We start from the raw sequence: 19598 nt of genomic DNA, 5'->3' as shown, positions 1-19598 counted from the left end.
GATGAAGATTTTTGCTATTGCGGATTTGCATTTATCCTTTGACGAACGGGTGAAAAAGCCCATGGACATCTACGGAGGTCAGTGGGTGAATCACACCGGCAGGGTAAAGGAAAATTGGGAAGAAACAATTACAAAGGATGATATAGTATTGATACCGGGAGATATTTCCTGGGCGTTAAAAAAGGAAGAGGCCATGGCAGATTTGGAGTGGATTCATAAGCTGCCGGGGCGAAAGGTCATCACAAAGGGAAACCACGATCTTTGGTGGACCGGCATAGGAAAGCTCAATAAGCTTTATGAAGACATGACGTTCCTGCAAAATGATTTTTATAATGCCGGAGGAATTGCTGTCTGCGGGAGCCGAGGATGGATTTGTCCGGGAAGCGATGAATTTGGGCTTCACGATCGTAAGATTTACGAAAGAGAGCTGATGAGACTGGAGTTCTCCCTGTCAGCCGCCCAAAGGGCAGGCTTCAAAAGAATCATCGGAATGCTGCATTATCCGCCCACCAATGACAAAATGCAAAAATCCGGATTTACGGAATTGTTCTCAAGGTATGGTGCAGAAAAGGTCGTATATGGGCATCTGCACGGGCAAGAGGGTCATAAAAACGGATATAAGGGTGTGATGAATGGGGTGGAATATAGTCTGGTATCACTGGATTATCTGAAGTGCAGACCGCTTCAAATCGCATTAATAGAGGAGGAAAAGAAATGAAGAGAGTCACATTAATTGTTTTAGATAGCCTGGGAATAGGTGAGCTTGCCGATGCGGAGAGCTATGGGGATAAAGGCGCCGATACCCTGGGGCATATCGCGGATCATATGGAAAGCTTTCACATACCAAATTTAAAAAAACTCGGATTCGGAAACATTCAGGGGGCGGCAGGCGGCCGTTTCGCTGTAGAATCACCGGCAGGTGCTTTTGGAAAGCTGAAAGAAAAATCAAAGGGGAAGGATACGATTACCGGACATTGGGAAATTGCAGGACTTTATACAGAAATCCCTTTCAAGACCTATCCGGACGGTTTCCCGGCAAAATTTATGAAAGCGTATGAGCAGGCTATCGGGATGGAGACACTGGGAAATTATGCCGCATCCGGTACGGAGATCATTGAAGAATTAGGCCCTGAGCATGAGGCTACAGGAAAACCTATTGTATATACCTCTGCTGACAGTGTGTTTCAAATTGCCGCAAATACAGCGGTGATTCCGCTGGAAAAATTGTACGAGATCTGTGAGACCGCAAGAAAAATGCTGGTGGGCGATGTGGCTTGCGGAAGAGTCATCGCAAGGCCGTATATCATAGATGAAAACGGAAAGAGAGTCCGTACCTCAGAAAGAAGAGATTATGCGGTCTCCCCAAGCGGAAAGACGGTTTTGGACAAGGTAGAGGCAACGGGAAAAACCGTTTATGCTGTTGGAAAGATCAGTGACATCTTTAATGGAAAAGGCGTGACAGAGTCCGTTCATACGGAAAGTAACATGGACGGAGTGAACAAGACCATAGACGCATTAAATCAAAACTTCGAGGGCTTTATTTTTACGAATCTGGTAGACTTCGATTCAAAATTCGGTCACCGGAGAGATCCCATCGGCTACGGAAAAGCCATCGAAGAATTTGACGCAAGACTTCCGGAAATAATCTCCGCTATGGGAGAGGAAGATATATTAATGCTTTGTGCGGATCATGGGAATGATCCGGTTCATTCGGGATGGGATCACACCAGAGAACATATACCGGTTGTTATTTATGGAAAAGAGATTAAAGCGGGAGTAGATTTAGGCGTAAGAGAATCCTTTGCCGATATTGGAGCAACAATTTGTGACATGCTGGGAGCGGAAAAAACCGAAATTGGTGAGAGCTTCTTATCTTTAATCAAAGCATAAATAGCGGAATAAAGGGGGAACCTATCATGAATATGAACGATATAATCGGTAAAAAGAGAGACGGCGGAAAGCTCAGTCCGGAAGAAATAGAGTATGTGGTAAACGGCTATACGGAAGGCAGCATTCCAGACTATCAGATGTCGGCACTGCTGATGGCGATTTATCTGAAGCAGATGGATAAGGAAGAAACCTTTCATCTGACCCGTGCGATGAAATATTCCGGGGATGTCATTGATTTATCCCAAATAGAAGGCATCAAGGTGGACAAGCACAGTACCGGAGGGGTGGGAGATAAAACCACCTTAGTGGTGGCGCCGCTGGCGGCAGCCTGCGGAGTGCCCATTGCCAAAATGAGCGGAAGAGGTCTGGGCTTTACCGGAGGCACGGTTGACAAAATGGAATCCATTCCCGGTTTTCAAACCTCTATTCCGGCAGAAAGCTTTATGGAGCAGGTGAATCGGATTGGGCTTTCAGTCATTGGACAGACTGCTCACATCGCACCGGCCGATAAAAAAATTTACGCTTTAAGGGATGTTACGGCCACCGTGGGAAACATGAGCCTGATTGCTTCGAGTATTATGAGCAAAAAACTGGCATCCGGAAGCGACGCGATTGTTTTAGATGTGAAATGCGGAGACGGAGCTTTTATGGAAAGCTTTGAGGATGCATGCACGCTGGGAGAAATGATGGTAGAGATCGGAACGGCGGACCGCAAAAAAACCATTGCCATCATAACCGATATGAATCAGCCTTTGGGTCAGGCTGTAGGAAACAGTCTGGAGGTCATAGAAGCCATTGATACATTAAAAGGCAGAGGCCCCGGTGACATAACAGAGCTTTCCCTAATACTGGCAGGTATTATGATTTATGCGGGAGATAAAGCGGAAAGCAGGCAGCAGGGTTATGATATGGCCAAGGAAGCGCTGGAAAGCGGAGGGGCTTTGAATAAGCTGGCAGAGTTTATTCAAGGGCAGGGAGGCGACCCGGCGGTTATAAAGGATTACAGCTTGTTCCCGCAGCACACCTGCACCCAAGAAATTGTTTGTCATCGTTCAGGTTATGTCTATAAAATTGCCGCCAAATCCATCGGCTTGGCTTCTCAGCACTCCGGTGCAGGCAGAGCCACGAAAGAGGATTCCATCGATCTCTCTGCGGGGATCTATCTTCACAAAAAGGTGGGAGATACCGTTGCAGAAGGCGATGTTTTAGCTGTTATCTATGGAACGGACGCAGAGAAGGTGGCAAGAAGTGCTGAAGAAGCAGAAAAAGCTTTTGTATTTTCAAAAGAAAAACCAAAAAAAGAAGAATTGATCAAAAAAATCATTCTTTAATCTATAAAATTTATTAGTAGAGGAAGAAGGCTGATTATGAATACGATTTTTAATGACTTCCCGGACCATGATCGATTTAAATTTCCCGAAGGCTTATGGAGGGTAACCGCCGGAAAGGGCGGAGAAGCTATTCTGGTTTTTGGCAGTAAAAAGACCTTTTTAGTAGACTGCGGTATGGCCTATTGCGGTGACAGAGTTGTGAGGAATATTGAATTTGCACTGGCCATGCACGATCGAACTTCTCTGGACGGGATTCTCTTGTCTCACTCTCATTACGATCATATAGGCGCCTTGCCTTATATGAAAAAAAGATGGCCGGAGGCAGTAGTTTATGGAGCGGCTAAGGCGAAGAGCGTATTTGCAAGGCCCGGAGCCAGAGCTTTGATGAAAGAGCTGGGAACGGTTGCGAGAGATTTATATTCCGAATCGAAGAACGAAATTCTGGTGGATGGTCTTGCGGTAGATGTGGTCGTAAGCGAAGGGGATGAAATCTCCATCGGAGATGAGTACTTTAAGGTGCTTGAGACAAAAGGCCACACGGATTGTTCTTTAACGTACATTTTAGAACCGAGAAAAATCATGTTTGCCAGTGAAAGCACAGGGGTCTTGGAAAACCCGCAGTTCGTGCATACCTCCATTTTAAAAAGCTATAAAGACAGTATAGAGTCTGCATTAAAGTGTAAAGCGTATCAGCCTAAATACATCATATGTCCGCATTTTGGGATTTTACCCGAGTATTTCACCGATGAGTATTTTGACCTGTATATTAAAAGTGCGGAATATAAGAAGGATTTTCTGCTGGACTTGCATCGAAAGGGTCTGGATAAGGAGCAGATTTTAGCTGAATATGTAAAATATCACTGGTCAGAGCGAAGAGCTCAGGAACAGCCGAAGGAAGCGTTCACCATTAATGGGGGACACATGATTGATGTGATTCTGAAAGAATTCAGTTAGAGAATTCTTTCAGAATCTATAAGAGGGGTTGGGGAGTATTATCTCTATTTTACTCTATTATACGCCCATCTGTTGAGATGGTCACAACCTGCCAGGGAATCATTTTACCGCTGTTGATCAGGGCTTGCTTTACGGCGTTTTCAATACCGCCGCAGCAAGGAACTTCCATGCGTACCACCTTTACACTTTTAATATCGTTGTTTTTTATGATTTCTGTAAGCTTTTCACTATAATCGACAGAATCCAGTTTAGGGCATCCGACGATTGTTACGTGATTTCTGATAAATTCCTGATGAAAGTTGCCGTAGGCAAAGGCAGTACAGTCCGCAGCTACCAGCAGGTTTGCCCCGTCAAAGTAAGGAGCATGAACCGGCACCAGTTTGATCTGAATCGGCCACTGGGAGAGCTGGGAATCCATAGGTGTACTATTCTCTGCTATTGGTGCATGGTGTGATGCGCCGGGGGTTCTGCTGATAGACTTGGATCGCGTTCCGGGACAGCCGCAAGGAGCAGCCTGGTCTTCGGATTTTTTAGCCATTACAGCCTGTTCGTCATAGGCGGATGCTTCACGTTCTTCAAAACGAATGGCATTGGTAGGACATACTGGCAGACAGTCTCCCAGTCCGTCGCAATAATCGTCACGGATTAACTGAGCCTTTCCGTTGATCATAGCGATCGCCCCTTCGTGGCAGGCCTCTGCGCACAACCCACATCCATTACACTTTTCTGTATCAATCTTTATTATTTTTCTAATCATAATTTGATCCTCCTAATTTTTTATAAAACTCATTATATTGATGATTTAAGTTCTTCTCATTGACTTTATGTGAATATACTACTATACTACAAGAATAGAATCTGTTGTTTTTACAACAAAGAGGTGAAAAATGAAAAAATATTTGAGTATTTTAAAAAATAATCCCTTGTTTGCAAAAATTGACGAAAGAGATCTGGAAACAATGCTGGATTGCCTTTCTGCAAAAGTGAAGAGCTTTGATAAAAATGGAATCATTCTCATGGCGGGAGACCACATCGATAAGGTGGGCATTGTAGTGGATGGAAGCGTGCACATTGTGAAGGAAGACCTTTTAGGAAATCGTACGATTATTGCACAAATTGAACCGGGGCAGATTTTTGCAGAAGCTTTTTCCTGTGCTGCTATAGAAAAGCTTCCTGTAAGCGTGATTGCTAACGTGAACAGTACCGTTCTGTTCATTGATTACAATAAAATTGTGTATACCTGTGATAATTCTTGTACATTTCACCACAGACTGCTTGAAAATATGCTGGGAATATTGGCCAGAAAAAATATTCTCTTGAATAATAAAATTGAACATATATCCAAAAGAACGATTAAGGAGAAGGTGTTGTCTTACTTGTCTTCACAGGCACAGCAACAGGAAAAGAGAAGGTTTTCAATTCCTTTTAACAGACAGGAGCTGGCGGATTATCTTTGTGTGGACAGAAGTGCCTTATCCAACGAACTGGGTAAGCTTCGGGATGAAGGAATCATTGAATTTAACAAAAACGAGTTTAGGCTTTTGGCTGAGGACATGAATGAATTTTAGGAGAGATGAAATGGAACGAGCTAAAAACATAAAAAATATTTGCGTTTACCGTGTTTTGATCATCTTTATTATGATATTTGTGGCTTCCCTAATCGGATATGTATTTCAGTATGTAGGATTATCAGAACCCAATATTGTTCTTGTGTATATATTGGCTGTTCTTCTGATAACCTGGGCCGCATCGGGATATATTACCGGAATTGCAGCTTCTGTCATAGCGACCTTTACCTTCAACTATTTTTTTACTAAACCGTATTTTTCGTTTGTCGAACATAATCTCAGCTATATCATGACGTTTGTTATCATGATCATTACGGCATTTATAACGACCTCGCTGACGTCCAGAATGAAGAATAATGCTTTTGAAGCAAGGCAAAAGGAAGCGGAGGCTACAGCCTTGTACAGCCTCAACACCAGATTGACCGGTGCCAGCGATATCAATGACATGGCCCAGATTTCTGCCAGTGCTGTCAGCCTGAGCTTTGATTGTGAAGCGGAATGCCTGTGCTTCTACAAGTCGGATAAATATGAAAAAATCAGAAATAGAATAGAAAATTTAGAGACGATGTGTGATGAAGGAGATAAATTTTGGGATTGGCCCATCTATGGAAATGAAAGTCCGCTGGGCGTCATACGCATCCCATCAGATAAGGCCAGAGAGATGGACGAGGATCAAAAAAGCTTATTGCAGGTCATGATTGAAAGCATTGCTCTGGCCATGGACCGCTGGCAGGCTTCTCAAAAACAAATGGAGGCGGATGCGGAGATCGTGCAGGAAAGATATCGGACGAATCTGCTTCGATCCATATCCCACGATTTGAGAACCCCGTTATCCGGTATCATAGGAACGTCTGAAATGCTTTTGGATATGGTCGACGAATCCGATGAAAAGTATCCGATGATAAAAGGGATTTATAATGAAGCGGACTGGCTTCATGGGCTGATGGAAAATATATTGAGCCTGACCCAGTTAGACGACGGCCGGCTGACCATAGAAAAGGAACTGGAGGCTGCGGAAGAGATCGTAGGGGGAGCCGTATCCCATATAAGCAGAAGATTTCCCGAATATGAGATCAAAGTGAAGGTCCCGGAGGAACTGCTTCTGGTTCCGATGGATGCAAAGCTGATTCAGCAGGTGCTGATGAATTTGCTTGACAACGCTGTAAAACATACGCCTAAAGAAAAAGAAATCAGCGTTTCTGTTACAGAGGATCAAAAGAATAATCAGGCTGTTTTTGCAGTAAAAGACCAGGGTGATGGAATAAAAAACGAAGATGTATCCATTCTTTTTAAACCGTTTTATACGTCCAGAGAAATGTCGGCAGATGCTCACCGGGGAACCGGATTAGGACTGACCATCTGTGAGGCGATTGTTAAAGCACACGGCGGACAGATAGAAGCACGAAACAGTACGGATGGAAAGGGAGCGGAATTTACTTTTACACTGCCAATGGAGGTGAAAAAACGTGAAAAAAACAGATATAAATATTCTGATAGTGGAAGATGATGCACAGATCAGAAATTTTATCACGTATGCATTAAAGGGAGAAGGTTTTTCCTATCAGGCCGCAGACCATGGAACGTACGCTTTGGACTTATTGGAATCAGAAAAGTTTGATTTGCTTTTGCTGGATTTAGGGCTTCCTGATATGGACGGAACTCAGATTATAGAAAGGGTGAGGAATTGGTCAGATATGCCGATCATTGTGGTATCGGCTAGAGATCAGGATCGGGAAAAGGTTTCGGCTTTAGATCTGGGCGCGGATGATTACTTGACCAAACCTTTTTCTTCGGCAGAGCTTATGGCACGAATCCGAGTATCCCTTCGGCATGCCAGCAAGTGGAATAAGGAGAAAGAAAATGCGGTATTTCAGGTAGGAGAATTAAAGATAGATATGGACAAACGAATCGTAGAGCTGGAAGGCTCCCAGATACATATAACCCCTATGGAATACAGTCTGCTGGCTCTGTTTTTTAAAAATATCGGGAAGGTGCTTACCACCGGCTATATTTTAAAAGAAGTCTGGGGAGTGGATTATAGCAGCGATACGCAGGCTCTTCGCGCATTGATGGCAGCACTGCGGAGGAAAATTGAAAAAAATCCGGCAAAACCAAGGTATATTACGACGGAAGTAGGCGTAGGATACCGGCTTATGGATGAGTAGAAATATAAGAAAGATTAAAGGAGAGTAGAATATGGCTAAAAGACCAAAGATTATTTTGAGAATGATAGACAAAAAAGAAAATGGAGTGTGCCATTACGGACATAAAATCGGCGATACTTTTGATTTTGATAAAGACAGAAATCGTATGTGTCCTATGATGGTTCACACTGCTTTTCCGTACATCGACATCCTGAGATACGGGGGAAGCGTACCTGGCGGTGCAAACCCGGATACCTGTAAATTTTGCTGCCCGGATGCAGATGTCATTAATGTATTTGAGATTGAAAGGGTAAAAAGTTAATAGGTTATGAAACTATACCGGTAATAACCAAGAATTAATCTATTTTTCTGTCAGAATATAAGAATAATAATAAGTCATTAAAAATATCATAATAATAGTGTAACGGACTGGAACATATGAGCAGGGCAGGGAGGGAAATTATGAATATTTTTAATAGAAGTTCTGATAAAAGAAGAGTTGGAAAAAGGATCGACAGGTTAAAAAAGCGGGCGATCGTGGCCAAAACCATGCACAAAGTTACCGTAATAAGGGTTATGTCTATATTTATGATCGGTTTGCTTGTAATCGGCGGCGGAGCTGTCGGTATCAGCAGCATTATTCCGGATAATTTAAACAAAGCAGCTGATACAAAAGACAACGAAATGATGTCGGTGGACAAAGCTGTCAATACGAGTGCCAGTCAAAGTACTGTTACGGGCGGAGCCGCAACAGTGAACCCAAAATCAGGAGATTCAGGTGATGTGAACAGCGCAGGTCTGGTAGTGGATGCAAAAGCCGCTGTGCTGATGGATGTGGGAAGCGGCACGGTTCTGTTTTCACAAAATGGTGCAGACCGTCTCCCGCCGGCTTCTGTTACAAAGGTCATGACCATGCTGCTCGCCATGGAAGCAATAGACCGGGGACAGGTCAAGCTGACCGATATGGTAACCATTTCGGAAAAATCCGCCTCTATGGGAGGTTCGCAAATGTATATGGAGCCCGGAGAACAGCATCCTCTGGAGGATTTAATGAAAGGGATTTCTATGGTATCTGCCAACGACGCATGTGTGGCAGTTGCGGAATATTTATCGGGCAGTGTAGATATCTTTGTAGAGAATATGAATGCCAGAGCAAAAGAGCTGGGCATGGAAAATACGCATTTTGTCAATACAAATGGGCTTCCTGTAGCGGATCATTATACCAGTGCACATGATATTGCCATCATGTCCTGTGAACTGATTAAGCATAAAAAAACTCACGATTGGTTTACTAAATGGCAGGACACCATGCTTGTAGGACTGCCGGGGAAACAGACTGAATTTGGTTTGACGAATACCAATCGGCTAATCAAGCAATATACAGGTGCAAATGGAATAAAGACCGGGTTTACCCAGGAAGCCGGTTACTGTCTATCCGGTTCGGCAACTCGGGATGACATGACATTAATTGCCGTCGTACTCGGATGTCCCAGCTCAAAAGTTCGCTTTGCTGAGGCCGCAAAGCTTCTCGACTACGGCTTTGCCACTTATGATACAGTTAAACTGGCAGACAAGGGGGAACCTCATGGACTTATTGAAATTGAAAAGGGCGAACCTAATTATATAAATGCTGTAGCGGGGGAAGATATTTCGATTTTAGTTAAAAAAGGTGAAAAGGATGCCGTTACTTTTGAGGTAGAGCAGGATAAAAAAGTCAAGGCACCTGTTAAGAAGGGCGATAAAGTAGGCGATATCGTGGTTTATCAGAATAAAAAAGAGATCGGCAGGTATCCTTTAGTCGCAGAAGAAAATTCTAAAAAAGCAAGCCTGGTACAGTTGTATAAGCGACTGGTTAAGAATATGGTAGAGTAATAAATAAAAGATAAAAGAGCAGATAGAAACAGCGGTGGATTCAGATGATTTATAACAATATAAAACCGGCAACATTTATTTCAAGACCGAATCGATTTATAGCTAATATTGAGATTGGCGGAAAAAGAGAAATTTGTCATGTAAAGAATACCGGGCGGTGCAGAGAATTTTTAACAGAAGGTGCCCGTGTGTTTGTGCAGGAATCGGATAATATGGCCCGTAAGACCAAGTATGATCTGATCTCCGTTTATAAAGGAGACCGCTTGATCAATATGGATAGTCAGGTCACCAATAAGGTGGTACAGGAATGGCTCGAAGGGGGCCTGCTGTTTGAAGATATTGTGCTGATAAAGCCTGAAAGCAGATATAAAAATTCACGATTTGATTTTTATGTAGAGACAGAAAAACAAAAAATCTATATAGAGGTAAAAGGTGTAACTCTGGAGGAAAACGGCGTGGTCCTGTTTCCGGATGCTCCGACCGAAAGAGGAGTGAAGCACCTTCGGGAGCTGGCAGAATGTCTGAAAGAAGGATTCGAGGCTTATGTGATCTTTGTAGTACAAATGGCTGATGTAAAGGTATTTAAAGCCAATGCAAGAACCCATAAAGCATTTGATGAGACGCTCCGTCAGGCTTATGAGGAGGGCGTGAAGGTTATGGCCTATGAATGTTCGGTGACGCCGGGCAGCATAACTATGACGAAACCGGTACCCGTTCTCATCGGATGTGAAACAAACTTGGAAAAATAATTCGTCTAAAACGGTTTCAGGTATTATTGTACTTGGAACCGTTTTGTTATATAATAAAATATAATAAATAAAATCAGTATTTAATGAACGTTAGCTGAGAGGGAGGACAGAAAAATGAAAAAATTTTTAAGCGTTGCGGTTCTGTTACTATTGACGGTAACTGTTTTAGCAGGGTGCGGCTCAAAAAACGATGAAGAACAGGTCAAGACGAACCCAAAACCTTTGGTGGTGTCCATGGATCTTGCTCATCCTCCTTTTGAGATGAAGGATGAAAAGGAAAATCCTACGGGAGTTAGCGTTGATTTTATAAAAGCATTCGGTGAGTATGTGGGCAGAGAAGTGAAAATACAGCCGGTATCCGAGGATCAGCTGATCCCTTCTCTTCAACAGGAAAAAGCAGATCTGGTCATGTCATCTTTATTTGTTACAGAGGATGGAAAACAGCTCGTGGATTTTTCCGAGCCGTATGCTCAGATTGAGCTTGCTGTTTTAGTAAAGAAGAATGAGGGGTTTTCTTCTGCGGAAAGCTTGAATCAAAAAGAGAAAAAGGTTGCAGTCATTGCCGGTTCTGCCGGAGAGCTTTATGCCGGAAAAAATTTAAGCGATGCGGAGATTACAGTTCTTGCCGATGAAAATGCCTGCGTTTCCCAGGTCTTGCAGGGAAAGGCGGATGCCTTTATTTCAGATCAGCTGATGATATATAGTGACTGGAAAAATTATGCAGATCAAACCGATCTATTATCCGTCGGAAATCAGGAGGTCGGAAAATGGGCGATTGCAGTGCAGAAAGGAGACACAGCACTGCTTGCACAGGTGAATGAGTTTATTGAAACGTATCGAATCAACGGAGGTTTTAACAAATTAACCAGTAAATATTTAGTAGAAGAAAAAGAGGATTTTGATCGATTCGGGTTAAATTGGATCTTCAATATGGATGAATAATTGTGATTTCTGCTCTGATTTGATGTCTGAGCCAGGTATAATATAGGAATGAAAGATAAAGATAATATAATGTACAGAAAAAGCATCTGAAACGATGCTTTTTTGTTAAAAGTGAGTCCAGTGGTGTGATGTCAAGTGAGAAATGAAATAAAAATCATATATTCTTGACCAGTTTCTCAAAAAACAAAAAACGACCACCTAAGCCCTGTCGATCACTTTTAAAAAATGAGCAGGGCGTAGCTCATCAGCAGAGAGATTCCTCTATTCTGCTGAGCGATATAGGCGATTGTCTTTAAGCAGCGTAAAGACTAACCGCACAAATTTACGGGCAGTTAATGCGAGTGCACGTTTGTGTTGATATCTGTTCACCTCGTTGTACTTTTGGTGATAGAAAGCTTTGTACTCCTTGTCGCATCTTACAAGAGAGAATGCAGCTTCACACAGATAATACTTTAAAAATCGGTTGCCAGATCGGATGAGTCTTGTGTTTTGTGCTTCAAAATCACCAGACTGGTGCTGAGTCCAGGCAAGACCTGCATATTTCGCAAGCTGCGCCTGATTATTAAAACGATTGATATCTCCAAGCTCTGATAGAATACCAGCAGAATAAACAGGACCAATGCCTGGAATGGATATCAATACGTTAGGCAAGAGTTCCATTTGGGCTGAAATCGCTTTATCGAACTCTTTGATTTGAGCTTCCAATGCCTTCATTGAGGTTATGGATATAGAGAGCACCTGATTCACAGAGTCATTTACCGTCTTAGGTAAACGGTAAGAACTCCGGGCAGCTTTCTGAATGGCTTTGGCTACCGTATCTGGATCAGGAAAGCGGTTCTTTCCTTTCTCCATGATAAAAGCGGTTAGCTCTTGTAAGTCCATATATGCCAGTGCTTCTGCGGATTCAAATTCATCGTAGACAGCAAGAGCTGTAGTGCTGAAGGTATCGGAAAATACCTTCTCCTGTGTCATGGATGAATACTTCTTGAACAGCACATTCATAAAGCGTTGCTTTTCCTTGGTAAGATTGCAAACGGCGAAATAACGTGCTCGTGTGAGGTTTTGGAGAGCTTTGTAGTGATAGTCTCCGACATATACCTCTTTGTTGATTCTTCCAAAACGCAGGCAGTCAGCAATGACAAAAGAGTCCACATAATCATTTTTTGGCAGGTCATTATAAGCATCTTTGAACTTTTTAACCTGCTTTGGATTGAGGACATGAATCTTTCTGTGAAAGGATGCTAAAGATGCATCTTCCCTTAGAAAATACACGAGATTGTCACCATAGACAGATGTAGATTCGAGACCTATGAGTACGGTGTCAAGGGACCTGGAATTTAAAGCAGAACAGATTCTTTTTACCAACTGAATAGAACCATCATGTGAGTTAGCAACTGCGAAGTTACTGTGCTTGTTACCATTAGGAAGCATAAGATAAACGACATTGGATTTGCTACTTACATCAATTCCGACGTAAAGTGGGTTCATAAAATCACCTTCTTTCGTAGTTAGATTTGAGTATTCAATCGGCTTGGTAAAACCCATGAACATGGAGCATCGACACCCTCGCATATAAGAATCCAGCTTAAGATGGACAGATGCGAAACCACACTGCTAGATGGTCGTCCATAAACTTAAGCAAACAGCCAGCCGGTTTGAAGCTAACTTCCATGTCAGGGGAACAGACTTACTATGAAGCAACCATTACTGGTTCAACAGGAGAAAAAAGAACTATTACCTGATTGACACTAAGACAATTATATCATGGGCTTAACTAAGCCTATTGAACAAATATTAATTAAGTTATCAAGGTACATTTATGTATCTAAAAAGTATTATACGAGGAGAAACTGTTATGAAAAAAACAGTAATATTTTTAGGCGCCGGGGCTTCAAAAGCAGATGGCGCACCTTTACAGCGGGAGTTGTTCAAATCCTATTTTAAAGCGTGCGAGGATGAAAAACTAAACGAAAATTTCGATATAAAACACAGCAAGGTCAAGGAACTGGTGGATCGCTATTTTAAAAATTTTTTTGATTTCAGTGAAGATTTTGATTATAGAAAAGCTGTATTTCCAACCTTTGAAGAAGCCCTGGGTATTTTGGATCTGGCCATTGAACGCAATGAAAAATATCGAAGCGAATTGGGGAACCTCTATAAATACAGGACTGCATTAATTTTTTCCATGGCTCAGGCAATTCAATATAAGATCGAAGCCTCTCAAAGCGGAATACAGGGTGAAAGCCATACTAAGCTGATTCATAATCTGGAAGGAGATATTCAAAAGGGAAACATTTCCTTTATCTCCACGAACTATGATATTATTCTGGATAATGCATTGGGAAATAAGTTTGAGGTTGATTATGGATTTTATCCTTCCGGTGACTTGAATAATATAAAAAGCGGTGTAAAACTCCTAAAAATCCATGGCTCTTTAAATTGGAAGTACTGTCCGGTCTGCAAACATATAGACGCGAAACTGGAGCCGCAGGGAAGCTTATCCATCGTGGATAATCCGGGTTCTGTCAAATGTGACCACTGCCATGCAGACGCACAATATATCATTGTCCCGCCCACATATTATAAAGATATGAGCAATGTATATCTGGCCAATATATGGAATAATGCGGAGAAGCTCTTAAGGGAGGCAGAACACATTATATTTTCGGGATATTCCCTGCCCAGCGCAGACATGCATATTAAATATTTACTCAAAAGAGCCGAATTGAACAGAGATAAAGACAGCCGGTTCAAAGCTACGGTCATTAATTATTTTCCCAATAAGATAGTAGGAGCGATTGAAAAAGAACAGAATCGATACAGCCGTTTTTTCAAAAATACCAGCGATATAAATTATATAAAGGAGATGTCCTTTCAGGATTTTGCTGAAAATCCTTTTAAGGTCCTGGAATAATTCATTTTCAATAACCGAAAAGTGATGCTTCGCATATTATAGATATATACCATAAGTCTCATAAGATGGGAGGCATACAATATGAAAAAGGAGTATTTGCTTACTTTCTCATCATTTTATAAAGCAAAATACGCTCAAGAAAAGATAACAGAATTAGGAGTAAGATGCACAGTGAAAAGAGCACCCTCAGAGATTGTTACATCCTGTGGATATGCTATTTATTTAAAAACAGAAGATATAAACAGAGTGTTAAGTATATTTGACGGAGAAATACTGACTGTAAAAGGTGTATTTATGATAGATAGCTCTTCAGGCAGTACCCAATATAGAAAAATCTCTTTTTAGTTCTATAAAGATTTAAGAAAAAGGCTTATTTGAAGTCTTTTACATTTCAAATAAGCCTATTAATTGTTTATTTTCACAACTAATTTTAAAATTATTTGTGAAAAAATATAAAAACATCTTGACAATCTATATTTTTTATACTAAAATTCAACTATGCTTAATAAAGATAAAGCAGTCAATTAAATACGTTTAAAGACTAAGACGGAGAGAGTAAGAGTTCAAATGAAAGTCGGAGCGAGTCAAGGATGGTGAGAGCTTGATACAAGTAATAGAAAGTCTGAAAATCACTCCTGAGTTGCAGGCTGAAATTGGATAGAATCAAAAGTAAGCTTTGACGGTTTTCCCCCGTGACAGGGAACGCGTATGTTAGTATGTTGTATAAGGTGGTATAGCAAAATGCTTTAGGCTTTTGTCCTTTTACAAGGATAAAAGTCTTTTTTTTATTCAAATAGGAAACAGGATTTTCTATTTGTACATATGAGAAAATGAAGACATTGATGGAGGTATGAGAAGATGGAAAAAAATACTGTAGAAATTCGTTGGCACGGACGCGGCGGTCAGGGTGCAAAGACTGCTTGCTTATTACTTGCAGATGTTGCTTTCAGTTCAGGAAAACATGTACAGGGATTCCCGGAATACGGCCCGGAGAGAATGGGAGCACCCATTACCGCATACAATCGAATTACTGACAAACGATGCACGGTTCACTCCAACATTTATACCCCCGATTATGTAATCGTAGTAGATGAAACCCTGCTTGGAAGCGTAGATGTAACAAGCGGGCTGAAAGAGGATGGGGCTATCATTGTAAACAGTGAAAAAGAGCCGGCGGAACTGCGGCGCATGCTGGGAGGCTTTAAAGGAAAAGTCTGCTCTATAGATGCGAGAAGAATTTCGGAAGAAACTATAGGAAGGAATATGCCGAATACCCCTATGCTGGCAGCCGCCGTAAAAATCAGCAAGGTGGTGGAACAGGAACAGTTTATACGAGATATGGAAAGCTCCTTGAGGCATAAGTTCGCCGCGAAGCCTCAGGTAATATCCGGAAACATGGAGGCCCTCAAAAAGTCTATGGAGGAGGTCAAGGTAGGATAATGAAGAAAGCAGCAGAAATAAACGAACATACACCTTGGCAGGAACTGACGCCGGGGGCGGAGATCTATGAACCCGCTACCTCTAAACTGGTCAATACGGGAGACTGGCGAACGATGACCCCGGTCTTTTTAAAGGATAAGTGCAAACAATGTTTGCTTTGCGTACCATTTTGTCCGGACAGCTCTATACCGGTTCAGGATGGTAAAAGAGGTGAATTTGATTTTATGCACTGCAAGGGATGCGGTATATGCTATAAGGTATGTCCCTTTGGTGCAATTCAATTTAAAAGGGAGGAAAAGTAATGGCTATCAAAGACAGATTATCCGGGAATGAAGCAGTGGCAACAGCCATGAGGCAGATCAATCCCGATGTGATGGGAGCATTTCCGATTACTCCTTCCACAGAAATCCCTCAATATTTTTCCTCCTATGTGGCAAATGGACTGGTAGATACCGAGTTCGTAGCAGTAGAGTCGGAGCACAGTGCGATGTCTACCTGTATTGCGGCAGAGGCTGCGGGCGCCAGAGCGATTACAGCGACCTCTTCCTGTGGTATGGCATTGATGTGGGAGCTTTTATATGTGGCGTCTTCTTTCAGGCTTCCGGTGACTATGGCTCTTGTAAACAGAGCCTTGACCGGTCCTATAAACATTAACAATGATCATTCCGACTCCATGGGAGCACGAGATTCGGGGTGGATTCAGATTTATTCGGAAACAAATCAAGAGGCGTACGACAATTTTATTCAGGCCATGCCTATAGGCGAGAATAAGTCCGTGCGGCTGCCCGTCATGGTCTGTCAGGATGGCTTTATTACCAGTCATGCGGTAGAAAATATGGAATTGATCGAGGATGAAAAGGTCCAAGAGTTTGTAGGAGAATATGAACCTGAAAATTATCTGCTGAAAAAAGAAAATCCTTTGGCTGTAGGACCTTACGGAATCTCCGCATATTATATGGAGTTTAAGAAGCAGCAGGCAGAGGCTATGAAACAGGCAAAGAAAGTTATTTTGGAAGTAGCCGAAGATTTTGAAAAGCTAACGGGGCGAAAGTATGGATTCTTTGAAGAATTTATGATGGAAGATGCGGAAACAGCTGTGGTTATAATCGGTTCCAGCGCAGGGACCGGCAAGGCAGCAGTCGATCTGCTGAGACAGCAGGGGAAAAAGGCAGGGTTAATTAAAATCCGCGTTTTCAGACCTTTCCCCATGGAAGAACTGGCGGAAGCCTTAGCTCACGTTAAGGCAGTGGCCGTAATGGATAAAGCGGAAAGCTTTTCAGCGGCAGGAGGCCCGTTGTTTGCGGAAACCCGATCTGCCCTTTACGATCTGTCGGAACGGCCTAAAATGATAAATTATGTGTACGGGCTGGGAGGCAGAGACATTACAGTAGAGGATTTCGATTCCATATATGCGGAGCTGTCTCAGATAGCAGAATCCGGAGAAACCGGCGAAGTATACAGACACATCGGGCAAAGAGAAGCAGATGAAACCCAGAAGGCTGTAACGTATAAAACATATCAACTGGAGAACAATAACTGGAGGTGGCAGAGCAATGGCCTATAATTTTAAAAAGGAAATGGAAAAGCCTGAAAGGCTTGCGGGAGGCCACAGATTATGTGCGGGCTGCGGGGCTTCTGTCGCCGTCAGAGGTGTGCTGAGAGCCTTGGAACCGGAAGACAGAGCTGTAGTAACAAATGCCACCAGTTGTCTGGAGGTCTCGACCTATTTATATCCTTATACCGCATATGAAGACAGCTATATTCATAGTGCCTTTGAAAATGCGGCAGCAACCTGCGGAGGGGTGGAAACCGCTTACCGCGTATTAAAAAAACGGGGCAAGATCAACGAAAATTTTAAATTTATTACCTTTGGTGGGGATGGAGGAACCTATGACATAGGGCTGCAATCCTTGTCAGGTGCCATGGAACGCGGTCACGACATGGTCTATGTCTGTTATGACAATGAAGCCTATATGAATACCGGCATTCAGCGCTCATCTGCAACTCCGAGATTTGCAGATGCGACGACTACCCCGGTAGGAACACGTTCCTATGGTAAAGTTCAAAATAAAAAAAATCTTACGGAAATCGTTGCTGCTCACCATATTCCCTATGCCGCCCAGACTACTTTTATTGGAAACTTTAAGGATCTTCACGAGAAAGCCCACAAGGCTATTTATACGGAAGGCCCTTGCTTTCTTAACATTTTATCCCCATGTCCGAGAGGCTGGCGATATAATATGGAAGATTTGGCAGAAATCTGCAGGCTGGCAGTGGATACCTGCGTATGGCCCTTATATGAGATAGAAGAGGGCACGTGGAAGCTTACCTATGAACCAAAGAAAAAAATCCCGGTGGAAGAATTTTTAAAGAAGCAGGGACGATTTAAACATATGTTTGCCAAAGGCAATGAATGGATGATAGAAGAAGCACAGCAGTATGTGGATGACCAGTGGGAACAGCTGCTTGCAACATGTCAAAAATAAACCTTTAAATTCAGTAATTTTTAAAAGGACCCCAATAAGTTAGAAGTGAAATCTAATGTATTGGGGTCACTTTATTTTTGTTATTTTAGTGCGTCGGGATTTAAGCACTGAAGCTCAGGAAGAACAAACAAGCCGTCTTTTCGAATCAGCACATCATCAAAATAGATTTCTCCGCCGCCGTATTCAGGACGCTGAATCATGACAAGATCCCAGTGTACGGCAGAGCCGTTTCCGTTGGGAGCATCTTCATAAGACTGTCCCGGAGTCAGGTGGAAGGAACCGGCTATTTTTTCATCAAACAAAGTATCCTTCATCGGATTGAGAACGTATGGATTTACGCCGAGAGCAAATTCTCCGAAATATCTTGCTCCTTCATCCGTATCGAGTATTTCATTAATTTTTTTATCACTGTTTGAAGTAGCCTTGACAATCTTTCCGTCTTTTACTTCAAATACGATGTTTTCGTAGGTAAAGCCCATTTCTTCCGATGGGGTGTTGTACGAAATAATTCCATTCATAGAATCCTTTACAGGAGCAGTGTACACTTCACCGTCCGGTATATTTCTCTCCCCGGAGCACTTGATAGCAGGGATTCCCTTAATGGAAAAGGTCAGATCTGTTCCGGGACCGACAATATGAACCTTATCGGTTCGATTCATCAGTTCAACCAGCGGAGTCATTGCATCTGCCATTTTTTTATAGTCTAAGGTGCACACATCAAAATAGAAATCTTCAAAAGCTTCCAAGCTGGTGGTTGCTAATTGTGCCATGCTATGGTTTGGATAGCGGAGAACGACCCATTTGGTATGGTTCACCCTTTGTTCCAATACGGGATGAAGAATACGGTTGTACATATTCATTTTTTCAGAAGGTACATCGGATAGTTCCGAAGTGTTCAGTCCGGCCCGGACAGAAATATAAGCATCCATACCCTCCATCTGTTTCATCTGGTAGGCTTCCATGAACTTGATCTGCTCTTCTGTGCAGCCGAGCAGAATTTCTCGGTTTACTTCGGCATCTCTGATCTCAAAGTAAGGAAGTCCGCCTTTTGCATAAATATCTTTAATCAGTTGCTTTACTAAGGGTTTTGTGCATTCTCCCTCATAGTGTATGAAGACCTTTTCACCCGGCTTCACATCACAGGAATAATCTACTAAGACATTTGATAATTTTTTTACGCGTGGATCCATGTATTCAATCTCCTTTTCTTTTTAGGTGGTTATTTCCAATTCTTATTATACCCCAAATGATGAGATTATAAAAGCCGCTGAAATTTTATTGCATTAAATTCAGTTCTATGATATAATT

20 protein-coding genes are annotated in these 19598 nt (G+C 42.4%); 17 read left to right on the top strand and 3 right to left on the bottom strand.

The genetic code is table 11. From position 1 onward, the window contains the following. Window position 1 precedes the first annotated feature (1 nt). From EQM06_RS07110 to EQM06_RS07095, 4 genes are read left to right on the top strand one after another with little or no spacing between them, the layout of a single operon-like run. Entirely contained in the window at window positions 2-718 is a 717-nt protein-coding gene (locus tag EQM06_RS07110) for a metallophosphoesterase (protein WP_128745669.1), read from the top strand. Then, window positions 715-1890: a phosphopentomutase gene (locus tag EQM06_RS07105; RefSeq protein WP_128745668.1), complete on the top strand. Its 1176-nt coding sequence runs from the start codon at window positions 715-717 to the stop codon at window positions 1888-1890. Before EQM06_RS07110 ends, EQM06_RS07105 begins: the two co-directional genes overlap by 4 nt. 26 nt (window positions 1891-1916) lie before the next feature. Then, window positions 1917-3221, top strand: coding sequence for a pyrimidine-nucleoside phosphorylase (locus EQM06_RS07100; RefSeq protein WP_128745667.1), 1305 nt, complete (start codon window positions 1917-1919; stop codon window positions 3219-3221). A 36-nt stretch (window positions 3222-3257) separates the two neighbouring features. Further along, window positions 3258-4175, top strand: coding sequence for an MBL fold metallo-hydrolase (locus EQM06_RS07095; protein WP_128745666.1), 918 nt, complete (start codon window positions 3258-3260; stop codon window positions 4173-4175). Window positions 4176-4224: 49 nt separating this feature from the next. Here EQM06_RS07095 and EQM06_RS07090 read toward each other — a convergent pair whose 3' ends face one another. Continuing rightward, complete coding sequence (locus EQM06_RS07090) at window positions 4225-4932, bottom strand: ATP-binding protein (RefSeq protein ID WP_128745665.1); 708 nt, start codon at window positions 4930-4932, stop codon at window positions 4225-4227. A gap of 130 nt (window positions 4933-5062) precedes the next feature. On the opposite strand from EQM06_RS07090, the gene EQM06_RS07085 reads away from it, so the two are divergent. The 7 genes from EQM06_RS07085 (at window position 5063) to EQM06_RS07055 (ending at window position 11450) form a co-directional block, all read left to right on the top strand. Next, complete coding sequence (locus tag EQM06_RS07085) at window positions 5063-5743, top strand: Crp/Fnr family transcriptional regulator (protein WP_128745664.1); 681 nt, start codon at window positions 5063-5065, stop codon at window positions 5741-5743. A gap of 10 nt (window positions 5744-5753) precedes the next feature. Beyond that, window positions 5754-7250, top strand: coding sequence for a sensor histidine kinase (locus EQM06_RS07080; RefSeq protein WP_205666522.1), 1497 nt, complete (start codon window positions 5754-5756; stop codon window positions 7248-7250). Then, a complete protein-coding gene (locus tag EQM06_RS07075; RefSeq protein ID WP_128745663.1) occupies window positions 7210-7908 on the top strand; it encodes a response regulator in 699 nt (232 codons plus the stop codon). The genes EQM06_RS07080 and EQM06_RS07075 overlap by 41 nt, the downstream gene beginning before the upstream one ends. A 31-nt stretch (window positions 7909-7939) precedes the next feature. Beyond that, complete coding sequence (locus EQM06_RS07070) at window positions 7940-8209, top strand: TIGR04076 family protein (RefSeq protein ID WP_128745662.1); 270 nt, start codon at window positions 7940-7942, stop codon at window positions 8207-8209. Window positions 8210-8349: 140 nt separating this feature from the next. Continuing rightward, complete coding sequence (locus EQM06_RS07065; RefSeq protein WP_164914386.1) at window positions 8350-9759, top strand: D-alanyl-D-alanine carboxypeptidase family protein; 1410 nt, start codon at window positions 8350-8352, stop codon at window positions 9757-9759. A gap of 44 nt (window positions 9760-9803) precedes the next feature. Next, window positions 9804-10508, top strand: coding sequence for a DNA/RNA nuclease SfsA (gene sfsA, locus EQM06_RS07060; protein ID WP_128745660.1), 705 nt, complete (start codon window positions 9804-9806; stop codon window positions 10506-10508). Between the two features lie 114 nt (window positions 10509-10622). Further along, complete coding sequence (locus tag EQM06_RS07055; protein WP_128745659.1) at window positions 10623-11450, top strand: transporter substrate-binding domain-containing protein; 828 nt, start codon at window positions 10623-10625, stop codon at window positions 11448-11450. Between the two features lie 261 nt (window positions 11451-11711). On the opposite strand, the gene EQM06_RS07050 is transcribed toward EQM06_RS07055, so the two are convergent. Then, a complete protein-coding gene (locus tag EQM06_RS07050) occupies window positions 11712-13001 on the bottom strand; it encodes an IS110 family RNA-guided transposase (protein ID WP_230974938.1) in 1290 nt (429 codons plus the stop codon). A 304-nt stretch (window positions 13002-13305) separates the two neighbouring features. On the opposite strand from EQM06_RS07050, the gene EQM06_RS07045 reads away from it, so the two are divergent. The 6 genes from EQM06_RS07045 (at window position 13306) to EQM06_RS07020 (ending at window position 18290) form a co-directional block, all read left to right on the top strand. Beyond that, on the top strand, window positions 13306-14364 hold the full coding sequence (locus EQM06_RS07045) for an SIR2 family protein (protein ID WP_164914385.1): 1059 nt from the start codon (window positions 13306-13308) through the stop codon (window positions 14362-14364). 81 nt (window positions 14365-14445) lie between these two features. Then, window positions 14446-14709, top strand: coding sequence for a DUF3343 domain-containing protein (locus EQM06_RS07040; protein WP_128745657.1), 264 nt, complete (start codon window positions 14446-14448; stop codon window positions 14707-14709). Window positions 14710-15222: 513 nt separating this feature from the next. Next, window positions 15223-15804 (top strand): 2-oxoacid:acceptor oxidoreductase family protein, encoded by a 582-nt coding sequence (locus tag EQM06_RS07035; protein WP_128745656.1) that lies wholly within the window; start codon window positions 15223-15225, stop codon window positions 15802-15804. Continuing rightward, the gene (locus tag EQM06_RS07030) at window positions 15804-16106 is read left to right on the top strand and encodes a 4Fe-4S binding protein (protein ID WP_128745655.1); all 303 of its coding nucleotides are present in this window, start codon (window positions 15804-15806) and stop codon (window positions 16104-16106) included. Before EQM06_RS07035 ends, EQM06_RS07030 begins: the two co-directional genes overlap by 1 nt. Beyond that, window positions 16106-17368 carry a pyruvate ferredoxin oxidoreductase gene (locus EQM06_RS07025; protein WP_128745654.1) on the top strand — a complete coding sequence of 421 codons (1263 nt, stop codon included), beginning with the start codon at window positions 16106-16108 and terminating at the stop codon, window positions 17366-17368. Before EQM06_RS07030 ends, EQM06_RS07025 begins: the two co-directional genes overlap by 1 nt. Further along, window positions 17358-18290 (top strand): thiamine pyrophosphate-dependent enzyme, encoded by a 933-nt coding sequence (locus tag EQM06_RS07020; protein ID WP_128745653.1) that lies wholly within the window; start codon window positions 17358-17360, stop codon window positions 18288-18290. Before EQM06_RS07025 ends, EQM06_RS07020 begins: the two co-directional genes overlap by 11 nt. 80 nt (window positions 18291-18370) lie before the next feature. On the opposite strand, the gene EQM06_RS07015 is transcribed toward EQM06_RS07020, so the two are convergent. Beyond that, the gene (locus EQM06_RS07015) at window positions 18371-19480 is read right to left on the bottom strand and encodes an aminopeptidase (RefSeq protein WP_128745652.1); all 1110 of its coding nucleotides are present in this window, start codon (window positions 19478-19480) and stop codon (window positions 18371-18373) included. Between the last annotated feature and the right edge of the window lie 118 nt (window positions 19481-19598).

The organism is Aminipila luticellarii (assembly GCF_004103735.1).
In the GTDB taxonomy this organism is placed as follows: Bacteria; Bacillota; Clostridia; order Peptostreptococcales; family Anaerovoracaceae; genus Aminipila; species Aminipila luticellarii.
This window is presented reverse-complemented; position numbering and strand designations above follow the sequence as displayed.